The 17964-nt window shown below is 69.0% G+C and carries 10 protein-coding genes; 1 reads left to right on the forward strand and 9 read right to left on the reverse strand.

Going from position 1 to position 17964, the window contains the following annotated elements:
* Nucleotides 1–255: 255 nt before the first annotated feature.
* Both ACIGXW_RS00895 and lgt read right to left on the reverse strand, forming a co-directional pair.
* Nucleotides 256–987: a VIT1/CCC1 transporter family protein gene (locus tag ACIGXW_RS00895; protein ID WP_399568530.1), complete on the reverse strand. Its 732-nt coding sequence runs from the start codon at nucleotides 985–987 to the stop codon at nucleotides 256–258.
* A 259-nt stretch (nucleotides 988–1246) separates the two neighbouring features.
* The gene (gene lgt / locus ACIGXW_RS00900) at nucleotides 1247–2176 is read right to left on the reverse strand and encodes a prolipoprotein diacylglyceryl transferase (protein WP_399568532.1); all 930 of its coding nucleotides are present in this window, start codon (nucleotides 2174–2176) and stop codon (nucleotides 1247–1249) included.
* 107 nt (nucleotides 2177–2283) lie between these two features.
* Between lgt and ACIGXW_RS00905 the strand changes: the two genes are divergently transcribed.
* Nucleotides 2284–2436 carry a hypothetical protein gene (locus ACIGXW_RS00905; RefSeq protein WP_399568534.1) on the forward strand — a complete coding sequence of 51 codons (153 nt, stop codon included), beginning with the start codon at nucleotides 2284–2286 and terminating at the stop codon, nucleotides 2434–2436.
* A gap of 257 nt (nucleotides 2437–2693) precedes the next feature.
* On the opposite strand, the gene ACIGXW_RS00910 is transcribed toward ACIGXW_RS00905, so the two are convergent.
* The 7 genes from ACIGXW_RS00910 to trpC all read right to left on the reverse strand — a co-directional run bounded on the left by ACIGXW_RS00910 (nucleotide 2694) and on the right by trpC (nucleotide 17844).
* Nucleotides 2694–3242 (reverse strand): SMI1/KNR4 family protein, encoded by a 549-nt coding sequence (locus tag ACIGXW_RS00910; RefSeq protein WP_399568536.1) that lies wholly within the window; start codon nucleotides 3240–3242, stop codon nucleotides 2694–2696.
* Nucleotides 3224–13489 (reverse strand): LamG-like jellyroll fold domain-containing protein, encoded by a 10266-nt coding sequence (locus tag ACIGXW_RS00915; RefSeq protein ID WP_399568538.1) that lies wholly within the window; start codon nucleotides 13487–13489, stop codon nucleotides 3224–3226. The genes ACIGXW_RS00910 and ACIGXW_RS00915 overlap by 19 nt, the downstream gene beginning before the upstream one ends.
* Nucleotides 13490–13869: 380 nt before the next feature.
* Nucleotides 13870–14652 carry a DsbA family protein gene (locus ACIGXW_RS00920; protein ID WP_399570756.1) on the reverse strand — a complete coding sequence of 261 codons (783 nt, stop codon included), beginning with the start codon at nucleotides 14650–14652 and terminating at the stop codon, nucleotides 13870–13872.
* 65 nt (nucleotides 14653–14717) lie between these two features.
* Nucleotides 14718–15533 carry a tryptophan synthase subunit alpha gene (gene trpA / locus ACIGXW_RS00925; protein ID WP_399568541.1) on the reverse strand — a complete coding sequence of 272 codons (816 nt, stop codon included), beginning with the start codon at nucleotides 15531–15533 and terminating at the stop codon, nucleotides 14718–14720.
* Complete coding sequence (trpB, locus tag ACIGXW_RS00930; protein ID WP_399568543.1) at nucleotides 15533–16774, reverse strand: tryptophan synthase subunit beta; 1242 nt, start codon at nucleotides 16772–16774, stop codon at nucleotides 15533–15535. The genes trpA and trpB overlap by 1 nt, the downstream gene beginning before the upstream one ends.
* A 101-nt stretch (nucleotides 16775–16875) precedes the next feature.
* Nucleotides 16876–17028, reverse strand: coding sequence for a tryptophan biosynthesis modulator TrpM (trpM, locus tag ACIGXW_RS00935; RefSeq protein WP_399568545.1), 153 nt, complete (start codon nucleotides 17026–17028; stop codon nucleotides 16876–16878).
* A 6-nt stretch (nucleotides 17029–17034) separates the two neighbouring features.
* Entirely contained in the window at nucleotides 17035–17844 is an 810-nt protein-coding gene (gene trpC / locus ACIGXW_RS00940; RefSeq protein ID WP_071964047.1) for an indole-3-glycerol phosphate synthase TrpC, read from the reverse strand.
* Nucleotides 17845–17964: the final 120 nt, after the last annotated feature.

Consider the following 17964-nt stretch of genomic DNA (forward strand, 5'->3'; position numbering starts at 1 on the left):
CGTTGGCCCTCGCTGAAGAAGGTTGGTGCAAATTACATGATGGGGCGCTTCTCGAAAAGTGGAAGGGTCGGTCCATCATGTGGACATCGGTGTGGCGGGCGGGCGCTCCGGATCCCTGGGATCGCCAGGCCCGGCCGCGCCGAGAATCAGCACAGCACGGGCGGCGTTGCCCGCTGCGCTTCCGGATTGTGCCCTGTCACCGAGGAACTGAAACCGCGGAGAAACACGCACGTTATGCGGAAGCGTGCATAAGAATTACCCGACGGCGGTACCGAAGGCAATACCGAGGAGGTATGTCACACCCGCCGCGGCGCCGCCCAGCACCAGCTGCCGCAGCCCGCTGAACCACCACGACCGGGCCGTCACCCGGGCCACGACGGCCCCGCAGGCGAAGAGCCCCACCAGCGCCAGCAGCACCGCGGGCCATAGCTGGGTGGCCCCGAGGAGGTACGGCAGGACGGGCAGCAGGGCGCCCAGCGCGAAGGAGCCGAAGGAGGACACGGCCGCGATGGCGGGCGAGGGCAGGTCGGACGGGTCGATGCCGAGCTCTTCGCGGGCGTGGATCTCCAGCGCCTGCTCGGGGTCCTTCGACAGCTGCCGGGCGACCTCGCGCGCCAGCTTCGGCTCGACGCCGCGCGAGACGTACAGCGCGGCGAGCTCCGCCAGCTCGTCGCCCGGGTGCTTGCGCAGCTCGCGGCGCTCCACGTCCAGCTCGGCCAGGACCAGTTCGCGCTGGGAGGCGACGGAGGTGTACTCGCCGGCCGCCATCGAGAAGGCGCCCGCCGCGAGGCCGGCGAGGCCGGCTATGACGATGGCGTGCGAGGAGGCGGTGCCGCCGGCGACGCCCGTCATCAGGGCCACGTTGGAGACGAGTCCGTCCATGGCCCCGAACACCGCCGGTCGCAGCCAGCCGCCGTTCACATCGCGGTGCGTGTGATTGTCGCGGTGGGCGGCGTGTGTCGCCGCGGCCGTATCCAGGACAGCCATCTCTTCGAGCGCTCCCTTCCCCAGGGGCACGGGCCCTTCGCCCCACCCCTCCATGACTCGAAGGTACGCACGAATGGCGGTGATCCGCTAGCAAGGAAGGCCGAACTTACCTCTCTGACCTGCGGTTTTGTGGTGAGGGCGGGGAGATTTCCGGTGAGCGGAAGAACTAATTCCGGCCAGCGGCGACAAAGCGACGACGAAAAGGCCCCCACGGCGAAGTCCGTGGGGGCCAGAAGCGACGCTCAGCGTCAGACCTTCGTCAGACCTTCTTCTCCTTGGAGGGCTTCGAGGGCGTGGCGGGCTTACGAGGCGAACGCTCGGCGTCTGCGCTGTCGCCCTCGGCGCTGTCGCCGTCCGTGGCCTCCTCACCGGCGCCCGGCTCCACCACGAGCTCCCGTCCGGGGGCCTTCTTCGCGGAGATCACGATGTAGGCGACGGCGGCGAGGAAGAGGACGATGGAGGTCCAGCCATTGAGGCGCAGGCCCAGCACGTGGTGGGCCTCGTCGACGCGCAGGTACTCGGTCCAGAAGCGCCCGACGGTGTAGGCGGCGACGTAGAGCGCGAAGGCCCGCCCGTGCCCGAGCTTGAAGCGGCGGTCGGCGACGATCACCAGCGCGGCGACGCCGAGGCACCACAGCGACTCGTACAGGAACGTCGGGTGGTACGTACCGGCGACGCGCCCGATCGCCGGGTCCGCGTCGATCTTCAGCGCCCATGGCAGGTCCGTGGGCTTGCCGTAGAGCTCCTGGTTGAACCAGTTGCCCCAGCGCCCGATGGCCTGGGCCACCGCGAGCCCGGGCGCGACGGCGTCCGCCCAGGCCGGCAACGGAATCCCCCGCCGCCGGCACCCGATCCACGCCCCGACCGCCCCGAGCGCCACCGCGCCCCAGATGCCCAGGCCGCCTTCCCAGATCTTGAAGGCGTCCACCCAGTTCCGACCCGAGCCGAAGTACAGCTCGTAGTCGGTGATCACGTGATAGAGCCGCCCACCGACAAGCCCGAACGGCACCGCCCACACGGCGATGTCGGCCACCGTGCCGGCCCTGCCGCCGCGCGCTACCCAGCGCCGGTTGGCGAGCCAGACAGCGACGAAGACGCCGATGATGATGCAGAAGGCGTAGCCGCGCAGGGGGACCGGCCCGAGGTGGACCACTCCGGTGGAGGGACTGGGGATGTATGCGAGATTCATGGCAGCTATGAACCTACCGTGTGATGCCGCCGAACCCCAGAGTGGGCCATGGGGCCCTTACCGACAGTAGTGCCGCGCACACGGAAGCACGTTGAGGGAAGGACTCCGTGGCGCTCGGCGCGATCATCGTGGCCCAGGATGCGCTGCGCCTCGTCATCGACGGTGCGCTGCCCCTGAGCACTATCGTCTTCGCGGCCACGATCCTGCTCGGGTGCCTGAAGAAGGAGGGCACCGCTTGGTTCCGCTTCCCCCGTACCTGACCGGAACGGGCACGGAGTGTCAGGGCCGGCAGCATGAGCCTTCCCTGGCGTGAGTGATCCGGCAATGGGACTACTGAAACGGCTGAGCGGAGCTCTGGACCACATCGCCCAAGGACCTCAGCGGGCCGCCACGGCCCGCTGCAGGGCTTCCCCGCGAAAGCGCGAGGCTGACGACGCGCAACGGCCCGCCCGGGCTTATCCGGGCGGGCCGTCACTCACGGAGTCATGGTCTCCGAATCAGTGGAACCTCCTGTAGTTCAACCACCGAAGAGCTGAACTCTGGGATTCAAAGATGGCACAGCCTCAGGGAGTCCGCGCCTTTCCATGCTCCCTCCCAGCCAGGCGGTCAGGAACTCCACAAATCCTCCAGGGAACTCCCACCAGTCATCATTTGTTCCGCTGATGACCACCGGCCACTGGCTAGGGTTTGAATCACTGGCCCGCCAGTAGAACACATCCCCAGAGAAAGAGGAGGCGCAAGGAATGAGACCCCCCGGCTCCGGATGCGGAACATAGCCATGACTATCCCCCTCCTCGGCGAGATCGCCCAGCATCTCGAGATCGCTCGCGACTCCGTCGCAAAATTCGCGCTCCTTCCCAACAATGGGCAGGTGAACGCTAAGGAAGTCATCTACTACAAAGGGAGGGTACGCCTCGGCGAGCTCCTTGTAGTCAGCGGGCAGTGCGATACGGAGTCGCCCCTCCACCATCAACCAGTCCACATTGCGGCCGGTTGATGGACGCTGACGCCGAAGATCTGGGACAACCGATTCGAGTTGCTGGATCATCAACAGGTCGCCTGCCAATCTGCTCGATTCTCGACAAAGACGTTGAACAATGGCCCGTCCTTGGTCCTGGCCGTCATTTGGATCCCCTTCGGTATGACAGAGTTCCCATTTTCATAGTCAAGCCGACCGGAGTACTCAACCCAGTTACCCTTCTTCAGCTGACTGGCCATCCTGTTCTCACATCGCTTCATCCCACTGGTATTCATCCGAGCGTATCCGGTGAAGAGATTCTCGGACCTCCACTCACCGTAGAAACGGTCACCCACGATGTGGGTTCGGTTGAAGATCGGCTTTCCGTCCGACCCAATGTTATTACCGTCCGGGAAGCCCTTGACAGAGACCGTGGCGCCATCATCCCGCTTGCTACCCGTCGGTTTGATATCGGTCCTGCACATGAAGGCTGTAGCACCCGTCGGGCGTCCCTGTCCGTCCAAGGGCTGGTAGTTGTACCGCGCCGCACGGGGCTTGGAGCAAGGGTCGTCATTCTGGCCCTGTGACAGTCCTCCGCCACCCGGCGAAGGGTTTGCCCCCGGAGCCTGGTGAACGTTCGGCTGTTGGGCCTGGTTCGGCTGGTACGAGTCACTGTTGAACATCTCAAGGATGCGCACGGCAGTGACCGCAAGGTCGACGAGATCACCGGGCTTCCAACCACCCCGGTTCGGCTCCCAATCCGGCTTCAACGGCGGGCGATTCGGCGCCGGCTTGGGATTCTTGCCGTTGTTCGGGTTCTGGTCGATCGGCGGGGGCGGAGGATGGACCGGCACGCGGGGTCGGGGGCGGGCTATCGTCCTGCCGTAGCCCCGGCTGGTCGTGGACCGGTAAGAGGGACGGTACGGGCGGTAGTAGGTCGGTTCGTCATAGCCCCAGCCGTCGTCCTCGTCTTCCCAGAGGTTGCTGTTGTTCTCCTCGGCAGCCAGTCTCCTGAAGTGCTCAGCCTGGGCATTGATGCTGGTCGACTGGCTGCTGATCCAGTTCTGGGACCACGAGTTGTCGTAGGAGCTGCTGCTCGAATGACCGTGCGAGCGGTTGCGATCCCATGTGTCGTAGACCGTAGCGCCGCCACCGACGACGATACTGCCGAGGACGCCCCAGCCGACCGCTTCTCCGATCGCTGCTCCGCCCCAGATGACGAGCGGGATGAAATGCCCGCTGGGGTCCGTCCCGCTGAGGGGTGATCCGTTGGCGTACAGGTAGCGGTTCGCCTGAACCGACGGGCTCGGGTCCAGCTGCCACGTGTCACGGGCCGCGAAGCGTCCCGTGCCCGGCTGGTACCAGCGGGAGGCCATGTTGACGTCGCCGCTCGCCGGGTCGGTCCAGCCGGACTGGTAGCCCAGCGAGGATCGCGAGCCGGCCTTGGACCGGACCGTGCCGAACGGGTCGTACGAAGCGGACCCCACGACCTTCGTGCCGTCGGCCGACAGGCCGGCCACCACGTCGGTGTGCTGGTCGGTCACCGACCGCTGCGCGGTCGTGCCGTCCGTGCTGCCGAGCAGTGCGCCGCCCGGCGTCCGGCTGTAGGTGCTGGTGCCGTCCGAGACCAGGTTGTTGGAGCCGCCGTCGTACGTGAAGGCGGTGTCACCGTGCCGGCTCACTCGGTCGAGCGAGTCGTAGGTGAACCTCGTGTCCCCGTCGGCGATGCGGCGCTCGAAGGCGTCATGGGCCAGCGAGCGCTTGCCGCTGCCCGTGTCGACGGACGAGAGCGTGCCACGCGGCGTGTAGCCGTACCGGGTGGTGCCGTCCGTGAGCTGGCGGTTGGCCTCGTCGAAGGTGGCGGCGACATCGCCGGCCTTGACGCGGTTGCCCGCGTCGTCCCACACGTAGGTGGTGGTCTTGTCGCCACTCGTCCAGGACGTCATGCGGCCGGACTTGTCGTACTCGTACGTCTCCTTTCCGGCGCCCGAGACGCCACTGGTGGTCTTCGTGGTCAGGAGGTTGTTGAGGTCGTAGGCGTACGCGGTCGACATGACCTGGGTCGTGCCGTCCGCACCGATGACCTTGGACTCGGTCAGACGGCCGAGCGGGTCGTAGGTGTAATCGCGCTTGCCGCCGTTCTTCCAGTCGATGGCACCGGCCGGCTTCGTGGCGTACTGCTCCTGCAGGACGCGACCCGCCGGGTCGTAGGCGGTCATCGTCTGACCGCCGGTCACGGCGTCCTCGGTCCGGTTCAGACGGCCTGCGACGTCATAGCCGTACGTCGTCGTACCGGACTTGTCCGTCCGGGACGTCATGGCGCCGTCGGCGTCGTAGGAGTAGGTGGACTTGCCTCCAGGGCCGTTCGTGGTCAGCAGCTGGCCACGGTCGTTGTAGGTGTAGGTGTTGGGGTTGAGCACGTCACCCGAGCCGACCTTGGTCAGACGGCCCGCGAGGTCGTGCTCCAGGGTGCGGTCGGCCGTCTCGGCCTCGGCACCCGTGCCCGTCTCCTTGGTCAGGCGACCGTAGACGTCGAACGTGCTGCGCCGCTCGACGCCGCCGGGCAGCAGCTCGGCCACGTTCTGGCCCGCCGCGTCGTAGATCTTCGTCCACGTGCGGTCCGCCGGCTTCGGCTGGGCCGCCGTGGCGGGCTCGATCGTGGACTCGGGCAGGCCCCACGGAGTGAAGGAGTAGGTCGTGACGTTGCCACGGCCGTCGGTCAGGCGCGTGCGGTTGCCCATCACGTCGTAGCCGAACGATGTGGTGAGGGACTTGCCGTCCGCGACCGGCTCGGCCTGCTGCGTCATCCGGCCCAGGGCGTCGTACGCGAAGGTGGCCTTCGCGCCGGTCGCCGAGGTCGCGGAGACGCGGTTGCCGTCGGCGTCGTACTCCACCGCGGTGGACCGCAGAGCAGTCGTGCCCGTGCCGTAGTCGGCGGTGCCCACCACGCTGCCGAAGCCGTCGTAGCGCGTGACGCTCTTGCGGCCCGTGGGGTCCACGGTCTCGGTCTGGCGGCCCAGGACGTCGTAGCCGCGCTTCGTCGTCCCCCCACCCGGCATCGTGGCGGTCAGCACCTCGCCCGCCACGTTGTACGTGGCAGTCGTGACCCGGCCCGCCGGGCTGGTGGACGAGGTCTGGCGACCCGCGTCGTCCCAGGCGTAGCGCGTGGTCAGGTTCTGCACCGACGGGTAGCGCTCGACGGTCGTCGCCGTCAGCTGGCGGCCGAGCTCGTCGTAGGTGGCCTCAGTCCGCGCGCCGGTGGGTCCGGTGGCGGAGAGCTGGAGGCCCGTGGGCGTCCAGGAGAAACGATTCGCCTTGTCGTCGAGCGTCGACGGCTGCTGCAGGGTGCCGCCGTCGTTGTTCAGCAGGTTCGTCGCCGGGAGCGACTGCCGGATCAGGTGGCCGAGCTGGTCGTAGGTGTACGTCACGGTCCGGCCCAGCGGGTCGGTGGTCGTGGTCTTGCGGCCCAGGGCGTCGTAGGAGGCCCGGGAGACAGCAGTGATCTTCTCCCCGCCCGGCGGGGTGTAGTCGGGCAGAGTCACGGCGGTGGCCCGGCCGAGCTTGTCGACCGCGGTACGGGTCACCGACCCGTTCGCGGCACGGGCCTCGGTGGCCTCGCCGAAGGTGTTGTACCCCCTGAGGGTGGTCGGCTTGACGGCCTCGGGCTGCTGGCCCGGCTTCTCGGCCTGGACCTGCGGGGCGGTCTGCTCCACGAGGCGGCCGAGGGCGTCATAGCGGTTGGTGGTGGTGAAGGCGGCGGCGTCCGCACCGGTCTCGGTGCCGCGCGGCGTGACGGCCGTGACGGGAAGGCCCCGCTGGTCGTACGTGAACTTGGCCGTGCGCGTGCGGTCGCCGTCGACCGCGGTCTGGGTGAGCTTGTTGCCCGCCTTGTCGTAGGTGAAGCGCTGCGTGTTCAGCGCGGTCTTCTGCTCGACGGGCCGGTCGCCGTCGTCGTAGGTGAACTCGGTCCAGCGGTTGAGGCCGTTGGGGTCGAGCACGCTGCGCTTGACGCGGCCGGTGGCGTCCACCTCGTTGGTGACGGTGGGGGTGCCTCCGGTGCCGGTCCGCTGGACGAGATTGCCCGCACCGTCGTAGGCGTTGGCCTCGAGCACGATGTCGTGCTTGCTGCCATCCGCCTGGGTAACGCTCTTGGCCGTCTTCGACGCGAGCTTGCCGTCGTCGTAGTAGGTGTAGGCGGTAGTGGCTCCCATCGCGTTGGCCGTCGAGGCCAGGCGGCCTGCCGGGTCGTAGGCGTTGGAGACCACTACCAGGTCCTTGGCGTCCCCGGAGGGGTCGCCCTTCCAGTCCTTGAGGACCGTTTCCGCGGGACGGCCGGCGGCCGTGTAGCGGAACTCGTAGGTCGTCCCGAGGGGGTCGGTCGTACGGACCTTGCGGCCGAACGCGTCGTAGGCGACAACGGTCTGGTTGCCCTCGGCGTCGGTCGACTTGTCTTCCAGGCCGTGCTCGTCGTAGTGGTGGGAGACGGTGCGCTTGGCGTCGCCGCCGGTGGTGTCCTCCGTGGATTCGGTCAGCAGAAGGCCGTCGGGATCGAAGGCACGCGAAATCTTGGCGGTGTGGGTCGCGCCGGTGACCTCGTTCTTCACCGCGGCACCGGTCTCGGAGACGATCCGCGACATGGCGTCGTAGGCGAAGGTCGTGGTCACACCGTTCGGCTGGCTGTCGGAGACCTGGGTCTCGGACACCTTCCGGCCGATGCCGTCGTAGACGTAGCGCGTGACGAGTCCGGACGGAGCCGTGGCCTGGGCGAGGTCGCCTTGGGCCGTGTAGGCGTACTCCGTCACGGCACCGCCAGGTGCGGTGATCGTGCGGACCAGTCCTGCCGGAACGGTTCCGCCACCCACGGCGGACTCGCTGCCGGTCGTGTAGGCCGTGACGGATTTCCGCCCGTCGGCCAGCACCGTCGTGTCCGGAAGACCGAGCGCCGTGTACGTCATGGACGTGCGGTAGCGGTCGTCGCGGGCGCTCGTGGAACGGGCGTCGCGCGTGGCCGTCGGCTTGTCGTTGCGCGGGTCGAGCGGGTCGCCGCTGTTGAGGTAGTAGTCCGTGAACGATGTCCAGCAGGAGTTCGCGTCACGGCAGGTGGTCTTGGAGACCGTGTTGCCGCGGGCGTCGTGCCCCGTGACGGCGAAGTGCCCGTTGGGGTCGGTCACGGTGTGCAGGAAACCGCCGCTGTCGTACGCGTAGGTGGTCCGGCCGCCTTCCGCGTCCGTCGCGGTCACCGGGCGCTGGCCGCGCAGGGCGTCGTACGTCGCGCTGCTGGTGCGGCCCGCCGGGTCGGTGACGCTGACGGTGGACGTCAGCGAGGACATCCCCGAGTGGCGCATGGCCCGGTAGTGCTCGGCCACCTGGTCCTCGGTCAGCTCCTTCGGGTAGAAGGCGGCTTCGTCGAGGTCACCCGTGAAGTAGCGGGTTCCGGGCGCCTTGCCGTCCCAGCCCTCGCTCGAGTAGCCGCCACCGAGGTAGGTGTGGGCCATCGTCTCGGGCTTGGACGGCTCGTTCAGGCTGCCGACCTTCGTACCGTCGAGGTAGAGGGACTGGCTGCTCGCACCGCCGGTGATCACGGCGTGGTGCCACTGGTTGTCGGTGACGGCCGTGCCCGAGACGATCGGCTTTCCGGAGCCGCCGTGCCACAGTTGGCCCCGCAGCTTGCCGTCGGAGTCGATCAGCAGGCTCGGGTTCCAGTCGGTGGGGACCTTGCCCAGCTCCGCGTTCTGCAGACCCAGCAGGACGCCGCTCGCCTTGCCGGTACGGAACCACAGCTCCGCCGACATCGCGGGCGTGTTGCCCATGATGCCGTAGGGCAGTTCGACCGAGCCGTCCCCCGCCAGAGTCACGGCGGCGTTGTCGCCGGGCCCGAAGGCGCCGGTGGCAGCGAGCTTGGCCTTGCTGTACGTGCCGTCGCCGGGGTACACCGCGGTCTTGCTGCGGGCCTTGTCGCCGCTAGTCTCGTCGAGGCGCCAATAGCCGGACGGCGCGTCAGCGGTGATCGTGCCGCGGTAGTGGGCACCGTCGCCGGAGACCAGGCCGGCGCGCGAGCGGTAGTGCTCGGCGACCGTGTCCTGCGTCAGCTCCTTGGTGTAGAAGGCCACCTCGTCGAGCTGACCGGTGAGGTAGCGGGTTCCGGCGCTCTGGCCGTCCCAGCCCTCACTGGAGTGGCCCGCGCCGAGGTAGGCGTGGTCCAGAGTCTCCGGCTTGGCGGCACCCGCGAGGGATCCGGCCTTGGCACCGTCGAGATACAGCACCTGTCCACTGGTGCCACCGGTCAGAACGGCATGGTGCCACTCGTTGTCCGTGACCTTCTTCCCGGAGATGATCGGCTGCCAGGAGCCGCCGTGCCACAGCTGGCCCCGCAGCTTGCCGTCCGAGTCGACCAGCAGGCTCGGGTTCCAGTCGGTCGGCGTCTTGCCCAGCTCCGCGTTCTGCAGACCCAGCAGGACGCCCTGCTTCCCCGTGCGGAACCACAGCTCGAAGGAGAGCGAGTCGGCCCCCTTCAGCGGGTCCGTGGGGACCTCCACGGCACCCGTGGAGCCGTCGAGCGTCACCGAACCGTCGTCACCGTCGGAGAAGGCCCCGACCGCGCCGAGCATCACGCCGTCGCGGTACGAACCGTCCGCGCCGCCGGTGATCTCGTTGGACGCGGTGGAACCGCTGCGGTCACCCAGCCGCCAGTACTCGACGGGCCCGGAGGTACGGACCGTATCGGCGTACGCCGCCGAGCCGGCGGAATAGGAGGGCGCGGAGACCTTCCAGGTGCCGCCCTTGTCGTCCGTGGTCTCCGTGACACGACCCGTACCGGTGTCGTAGGCGACCTGGGCGTGGACGCGTCCCGACGGAGGAGTGACCTTGGTCAGCCGGCCCGACGCGGCGCGGGCGCGGTAGTGCTCGGCCACCGTGGTGGCGTCCAGGGACTGGTGGTAGACGGCCACCTCGTCCATGAGGCCGGTGAAGTGCCGGATGCCGGCGGCCTGGCCGTCCCAGTTGGTGCTGGAATAGCCGGCGCCAAGGTAGGTGAAGGACTGCTTGCGGTGGTCGATCGGTCCGGTCAGCGAGCCGACGAGGACACCGTCGAGGTACAGCGACTGCGTGGTACCGGCGGCGGTGAGCGCCGCGTGGTGCCAGGTGTCGTCGTTGACGGCGGTGCCGCTGACGATGGGCTGGACCCTTCCGGTCCAGTACTGTCCGACCAGCTTGCCCGCGCTGTTCACGGAGAAGGCAGGCGTCCAGTCGTTGGGCTCGCCGTCGGCCAGCCGGCCGTCCTGGAAACCGACCAGAACGCCGGGCTTGGTGGTCTTGAACCACAGCTCGGTCGTCAGCGAGGTCGAGGTCCGGATGGTGTCCTCGGGCAGCTCCACGTACGAGTTGGTGCCGTCGAAAGCGGCGGCCTTGTCACTCGTGCCCGCCACGGCTCCGGCGGAGCCCAGCTTCACGTCCCGATAGAGGGCCTGGTTGAGGCCGGTGCGGGAAGGGGCTTCGCTTGCGGCGATGGCTCCTTGGGCCTCCCCCAGCCGCCAGTAGGAGACGGGGTTCTGGTCGAGGACCATGCTGCGGTAGAGCGAACCGTCGCCGTACTCGTAGACCGTGCACTTGTCGGTCACGCCCGGCGGGCAGACCTTGGTGAGACGGTCACCGGTGTAGGTGTACGCCCACGTCAGCCCGTCGGCGCCGGAGCCGGTTCCCTTGGCCGTGGCCGAGGCGACCTTGCCTCCGCTCCAGCTGAAGGCGAGCGAACGCCCCGACAGCATGTCGCGGGCCTCGGTCAGCTTGCCGTCGGTGTACGTCAGGCGCTGTTCCCGGCCCGAACCGTCGGTGATCTTCGTCAGTCGGCCGGAGGGGTCGAAGGAGTACGCGGTGGCTGACTTGTCCCGCAGCACCCAGCCGCCGCCGGTAACGGAGGCGAGAGTGGTCGGTTTGCCGGACGGGGCGGCGTAGGTGCCGTCGGTGTTCCTGCCGAAGCGGACCCGACTGCCGCCCGCGGTCGTCACCACGACGTTGCCGGTGCTCTCCGCGACGGCGCGCATGTCCCAGCGGGTGGACCAGCCACTGCCGAAGACATTGTCGTCGCGTGGGTCGAGCGAGTTGTACGTGCGCGCGACCGACAGCTCCGGGCCCACGGTGGGGACGGACGCGTCGGTGGCGGCCGTGGCGTAGTTGCCCGACCGGCTGCCGAACTCACGGCCGCCGTCGCCGCCGAGGTGGGCGGTCACAGCGGGCTGCGGCACCTGGGTGGTGAAGTACGCGGGTCCGGGACGGTTGGAGGTGTCCTTGCCGTCGTACACGTACGCGTACCAGGCGTAGCTCTTGCTCCAGGAGAGCCAGCCGTTGGGCACGGCCCACTGCTGGGACGTTCCCCTGGGGCCGCTGCGGCAGTTCTTGCGGGCGTCCTTGCCCTCGACCTCGCAGACCTCGAACGAGTACTGCAGGGCGCCGGCCGGGGAGTGGTCCTCGTCCTTGCCGGATGCCCACAGAGTCGGGGTCAGGGAGTTGAGCATCCCCCCGCTGGCCGGGGACTCGGCCATGAGCTGTGGCGGCAGGTTCACCGCGGCGAACTTGATCGGTGCGCCGGGGACGCCCTCGCTGGTGAACCGGGGGCCGTCCAGGACGTCCATGGTCCACACCAGGGTGTAGGTGGCCGGCTGCAGTGCGGCGATCTTGGCGTCGAGAGTGACGCTCTGGCCCGGTGCGACGTCCTGCGGCATGGGCGTCCAGGCGACGTGCGCCGTGTCGTTGAACTCCTTGCCCGACTCGTCGTAGAGGTTGTAGCGCAGCTGGATCTTGCCACCCTTGGTCCAGGTGTCCTGGCCCTGGTTGGTGACGGTGACCTTCATGGAGCCCTGGGAAGTAGCCGTCACCGGCTTGGTGAAGTCGCCGACCTTGTAGGTGGCGCCGTACCGGGTCCAGGTGATGTCCAGGCTGGGCTTGCCGTTCGGGTAGTCGTCGGAGCCGAACTGCTTCCAGCTCTTGGTGTCCGACTCCGAGGCCTTGACGGCGAGTCCGTAGTTCTTCTTGCGTCCGTGGGTCCAGTCGCTCACCAGCTCACGGCCGGCCGATCCGAGGCCTATGGACTCCCAGGCCGCGCCGCACGACCACGACTGAGTGTTCGGCGGTCGCCAGCCGTGCGCGAAGCTCTTCGAAGCCAGGGACGATCCGGTGTCCGGTCCCGGGTAGGTCTTGGTCGAGGACTCGGACCAGTCGGACGTGATGGCGTGGACGGTCACCGGCCGTGCGTCGCAGGAGTACGACCAGGTGTTGTACAGCGACAGCTTCGCGTCGAGCACCCAGGCGTTCTTCAGCGAGCTCTCGACTCCGTCGAAGCGCAGGAAAGACGCGGCCTTGTGCGTGCCACCGTCGTAGGTGCCCGCCTTGAGGATCGTGTCGCTCGAGAAGTCGGTGTTGTAGGGGGACTGGACGTAGGTGCCGGACGTCGCGTCGACGCCCTTGACCGACGGGTCCACCTTCACCGGGAACACGCGCTCCGGCGCGTTCAGCCAGTCCTTGTCGAGGGTGACAACGAGGACCTGGCGGCCCTTGTCCGTGGCGAGGCCGTAGCGGACGCCCGTGGAGATCTCGCCTTGGTTGGCGTTGTCCGCAAGGTGGGAGTCCTCCATCCAGCCGGCCGGTATCCGAGCACGCTGCCGGGCGGCCTTGTCGGTGAACACCACCCCGCCCTGGTCGTCCAGCTTGGCCGTCAGGCCCTCGGTGCCGAGCGGGAAACGCCATTCGGTGGGCGCGTCCTTGCTCTTGAGGACGAGGGTCTCCTTGACCGTGTCGTTGCTGGCGATGTACTGCAGGTCGGCGGAGGGACGGGCGTCGGGGTAGGTGATGACGCTGCCGTCCACCGTGCCTGTCGCACGTGAGGCGCCCTCGAGCCCGTAGGCCAGCGCGATCCCGTCGCCCAGGCCCATGCGCAGCACCGGGTCCGCGTCAGCGGTGGCGGAGAAGCGGATGGCGACGGCGGTCGATCGGGTCTCCCAGAGGGGAGCGGCCTCGCCCGCCGAGCGCGTGGCCTTCTGCTCGGGACGGGTCAGCGTGGGGTCGATCTGCTCCCACGTGCCGTCGGCGGCACGGCGGTTGACCGGCTCGTTGTAGTGCCGGGTGGTGTAGGTGCCGTCCTCGTTGAGGAAGGTGCGCTGCCGCTCCTTGCGCTCGGCGGGCAGCTCCTTGCTGTCCTTCTCGGAGAAGCCCTGTGGCGCCGGAAGAACGGGAGCCTCGGCCGGCTCCGCCGGGCCCATCTTGGGTGCCTGCGGACGACCGCCCAGTTCCTGACCGCTGAGCTTGTGCTCCGCCGGCAGCTGGCCAGGGGCCTCCAGCGCGCCGCGGCGGCCGCCCTCGGCCACCGCCTCGGTGGCACCACCGGGTGCCCGGTGGTCACGGCCCGCGGCTGATCCCCAGCGCTGGTCGGGAGCTCCGGGGCTGGATGAACTTCGATTCCATTGATCGACTGCCAGCGCAACCTGTTCGGTTCCGCATAGCAGGGCCATGACAAATGCCATGGCGAATGCTATTTGCCGTATAAAGCGCACGAGTTTCCCTCATGGGTGAACAAAATCGATCATTATTACTACCTGACGCGATCTTTATTCAACCCAAAGCGGGCACGCTCGACCATGAAGTGGCGTATGTCATGCCCGCTTTGACGTAACATCAATGCGCATTGAGGGACTTACACCGCAACTCCGGGCAAGTCACACCTGATGCGAACGAGGGACCGGGCCGCCTACTTCTGCGCCTCCGCCACCAGCTGCCGCAGCTTGTCCGGGGTCAGGGGCTTCGTCGGGTCGTCGTAGAGGCTCTGGCCGTTCAGCATGACCGTCGGGGTGCCGCGCAGGCCCGAGGTGCTGAAGTTGTCCTGGGACTTCTGGACCCAGCTGTTGTGGGTGCCGTCGTTGACGCATTTCTCGAAGGCCGGGGTCTTCAGGCCCTCGATCTTGCCGGCCAGTTCCAGCAGCTTCGCCTTCTTGCCGTAGGCGTCGTCCGTCTCCGGCGGCTGGTTCTTGTAGAGCTCGTCGTGGTAGGCGAGGAACTTGCCGGCGTCCTGGGCGCAGGCCGCCGCGTTGGCCGCGTTCAGGGAGCCGGAGCCGGGGAGGTTCTTGTCGATCAGGGCGACCAGGTGGTACTCGGCCTTGAGCTGGTTCTTGTTCTGCAGGTCGTGGATCGTCTCGCGGAAGCCGTTCTCGAACTGGCCGCAGCCGGGGCAGCGGAAGTCCTCGTACACCACGAGGGTGGCCTTGGCGGCGGGGTTGCCGACCGGGATGGCGAGGTTGTCCTTGCCGATGGCGCCCTGGGGGGCGACGACCGGGCCGGATGTCTGCTTGTTGTCCTTGCCCTGCTGGGAGCCGGCCACCAGCGCCGCGATCCCGGCGCCCGCGCCGAGGACCGCCACCACCACGACGCCCGCGATCAGGGTCCGCTTGCGCTTCGCGCGGGACTCCTCCAGCTGCCGCTGTTCCTGCAGGCGCTCACGGGCGCTGCGCTTACCGTCGCTGTTCTTCTGGCTCACGTCCCCGTACAACGAACCGGGGGTGCGCACCAGCGCACCCCCGGCCGTCGTTTCCTTCAAAAGAGTTACGCGCGCTTGCGCACGCCCTCCGCCAGTTCGCCCGCCAGTGCGCGGACCGCCGTCAGGCCGGACTCCAGGTCGGGGGCGTCCAGCAGGCGCTTGACGAAGGCCGAGCCGACGATGACGCCGTCGGCGAACTGGGCGACCTCGCTCGCCTGTTCGGCGTTGGAGACGCCGAGGCCGACGCACACCGGCAGCGACGTCACCGCGCGGGTGCGGGCCACCAGTTCCTCGGCCTCGCGGCCCACCGACGCCCGCGTCCCCGTCACGCCCATCAGGGACGCGGCGTAGACGAAGCCGCTGCCCGCCGCGGTGATCTTGGCGAGGCGCTCGTCTCGGCTGCTCGGCGCGACCACGAACACCGTGGCCAGGCCGTGCTGTTCGGCGGCCTTGCGCCAGGCCTCGGACTCCTCGACCGGCAGGTCGGGCAGGATGCAGCCCGCTCCCCCGGCGGCGGCGAGGTCGGCGGCGAAGCGCTCCACGCCGTAGGCGTCGACCGGGTTCCAGTAGGTCATCACCAGTACGGGCGCACCGGTGATCTCGTGCGCCTCCTTCACCGTGCGGATGACGTCGGTGATCTTGATGCCGCCGCGCAGGGCGATGTCGTCCGCGGTCTGGATGACGGGGCCGTCCAGGACCGGATCGCTGTGCGGCAGGCCGACCTCGACGACGTCGCAGCCGCCGTCGAGCATTGCGGTGATGGCCCGTACGCCGTCGTCGACGGTGGGGAAGCCGGCCGGGAGGTAGCCGACCAGCGCGGCGCGGTTCTCCGCCTTGGCCGCGGCCAGGACCGAGCTCAGCAGTTCGATGTTGCCCGCCATTACCGGTCCCCCGCCTCGTCGTCGTACAGCCCGAAGTAACGCGCCGCCGTGTCCATGTCCTTGTCGCCGCGCCCGGAGAGGTTGACCAGGATCAGCCCGTCCTTGCCGAGCTCGCGGCCGAGCTCCAGGGCGCCCGCGAGCGCGTGGGCGCTCTCGATGGCGGGGATGATGCCCTCGGTGCGCGAGAGCAGGCGCAGCGCCTGCATGGCCTCGTCGTCGGTGACGGCGCGGTACTCGGCGCGGCCGATGTCCTTGAGGTAGGAGTGCTCGGGGCCGATGCCGGGGTAGTCCAGGCCCGCCGAGATGGAGTAGGGCTCGGTGATCTGGCCGTCCTCGTCCTGCAGGACGTAGCTGCGGGAGCCGTGCAGGATGCCGGGGGTGCCGGCGGTGAGGGTGGCCGCGTGCTCGCCGGACGCCACGCCGTGGCCGCCCGGTTCGCAGCCGACCAGGCGTACGCCCTCGTCGGGGAGGAAGGCGTGGAAGAGTCCGATGGCGTTGGAGCCGCCGCCGACGCAGGCGACGGCGGCGTCCGGCAGCCGGCCGGCGCGCTCGAGGATCTGGCGGCGGGCCTCCACGCCGATGACCCGGTGGAAGTCGCGTACCAGCGCCGGGAAGGGGTGCGGGCCGGCGACCGTGCCGAAGAGGTAGTGGGTGCGGTCGACGTTGGCGACCCAGTCGCGGAAGGCCTCGTTGATGGCGTCCTTGAGCGTGCGGCTGCCGGACTTCACGGCGACGACCTCGGCGCCGAGCATCCGCATGCGGGCCACGTTCAGCGCCTGTCGCTGGGTGTCGACCTCGCCCATGTAGATGGTGCATTCGAGGCCGAACAACGCGCAGGCCGTCGCGGTCGCCACGCCGTGCTGGCCGGCTCCCGTCTCGGCGATGACGCGGGTCTTGCCCATGCGCTTGGTGAGCAGAGCCTGGCCCAGCACGTTGTTGATCTTGTGTGAGCCGGTGTGGTTGAGGTCCTCGCGCTTGAGGAACACCCGTGCGCCGCCCGCGTGTTCGGCGAAGCGGGGCACCTCGGTCAGGGCGCTGGGGCGGCCGGTGTAGTTGACCATCAGGTCGTTGAGCTCGGCGGCGAAGGCGGGGTCCGCCTTGGCCTTCTCGTACTCGGCGGCGACCTCGTCGACGGCGGCGACGAGGGCCTCGGGGATGAACTTGCCGCCGAAGTCGCCGAAGTAGCCGGAGGCGTTGGGCACGTGGCCTTCGGGGTCGGGAACGAAGAAGTCAGAGGACACGGAGGTACTCCTCGAACAGGTCTGTGAGGGTTCCGGGTGACGGGTGGACAGGAAGGGCCCACCACGGGCGCGAGAGCGCCGCACCCGGCGATGACGGGAGACTAGAGCGCGGCGCGGCCGCGCCATCGCATCCCGTTGATCTGTCCCGGCTCACAGCCGATGTGGTACCGCACGCGGCGCCCGAGGACGCGGCGTGCGGGCGCACGGCAGCCACGCGGCCTGCAGCCGCGGGCGAGCCGTGCGTACGCGCTCATGGCGGGTCAGCCCCGCCCGTGCCGCAGCGCGGGGTGCGCGCCCGCGGCGACCAGGTCGGCGACGGCGCCCTTGGGGTCCCGCCCGGTGACCAGGGACTCGCCCACCAGGACGGCGTCGGCGCCGTCGTTGGCGTAGGCGATGAGATCGTGCGGGCCGCGCACACCGGACTCGGCGATCTTGATGATGCCGTCCGGGATCTCGGGGGCGACACGGGCGAAGGTGTCGCGGTCCACCTCGAGGGTCTTGAGGTTGCGGGCGTTGACGCCGATGACGCGGGCGCCCGCGTCCACCGCGCGCTGGACCTCCTCCTCGTCGTGCACCTCGACCAGGGGGGTGAGCCCGATGGACTCGGCCCGCTCGATCAGGGAGACGAGGGCCTCCTGCTCCAGGGCCGCGACGATCAGCAGGGCCAGGTCGGCGCCGTAGGCGCGCGCCTCCCACAGCTGGTAGGCCGTGACGATGAAGTCCTTGCGCAGGATCGGGATGTCGACGCGGGCCCGGACGGCCTCGAGGTCGGCGAGCGAGCCGCCGAAGCGCCGCTGCTCGGTGAGGACGCTGATGACGGCCGCGCCGCCCGCCTCGTAGTCCGCGGCGAGTCCGGCCGGGTCGGCGATGGCGGCGAGGGCGCCCTTGGAGGGGCTGGACCGCTTGACCTCGCAGATCACGCTGACGTTCTCGCCGCGCAGGGCGGCGGCGCCGTCCTTGGCCTGGGGGGCCTTGGCCGCGCGCTCCTTGAGCTCGTCGAGGCTGACGCGCGCCTGCCGTTCCGCGAGGTCGGCACGGACTCCGTCGATGATCTCGTCGAGCACACTCACGCGAGCGGCCCCCTTCCGGACTCGGATGGTCTGGGCTGGTGCGGCGGGATATCACCTCACCAGGCACTGCGATGGTACTTGCCGGAGGGCGAAGGTTTCGCATCCGGTTGACGCAGGTCC

The organism is Streptomyces sp. NPDC053079 (assembly GCF_044546695.1).
Taxonomy (GTDB): domain Bacteria; phylum Actinomycetota; class Actinomycetes; order Streptomycetales; family Streptomycetaceae; genus Streptomyces.

Coding starts and splice junctions, on each gene's coding strand:
- ACIGXW_RS00895 (WP_399568530.1), bottom strand. CDS start 987: ATGGCTGTCCTGGATACGGCCGCGGCGACACACGCCGCCCACCGCGAC.
- lgt (WP_399568532.1), bottom strand. CDS start 2,176: ATGAATCTCGCATACATCCCCAGTCCCTCCACCGGAGTGGTCCACCTC.
- trpA (WP_399568541.1), bottom strand. CDS start 15,533: ATGGCGGGCAACATCGAACTGCTGAGCTCGGTCCTGGCCGCGGCCAAG.
- trpM (WP_399568545.1), bottom strand. CDS start 17,028: ATGAGCGCGTACGCACGGCTCGCCCGCGGCTGCAGGCCGCGTGGCTGC.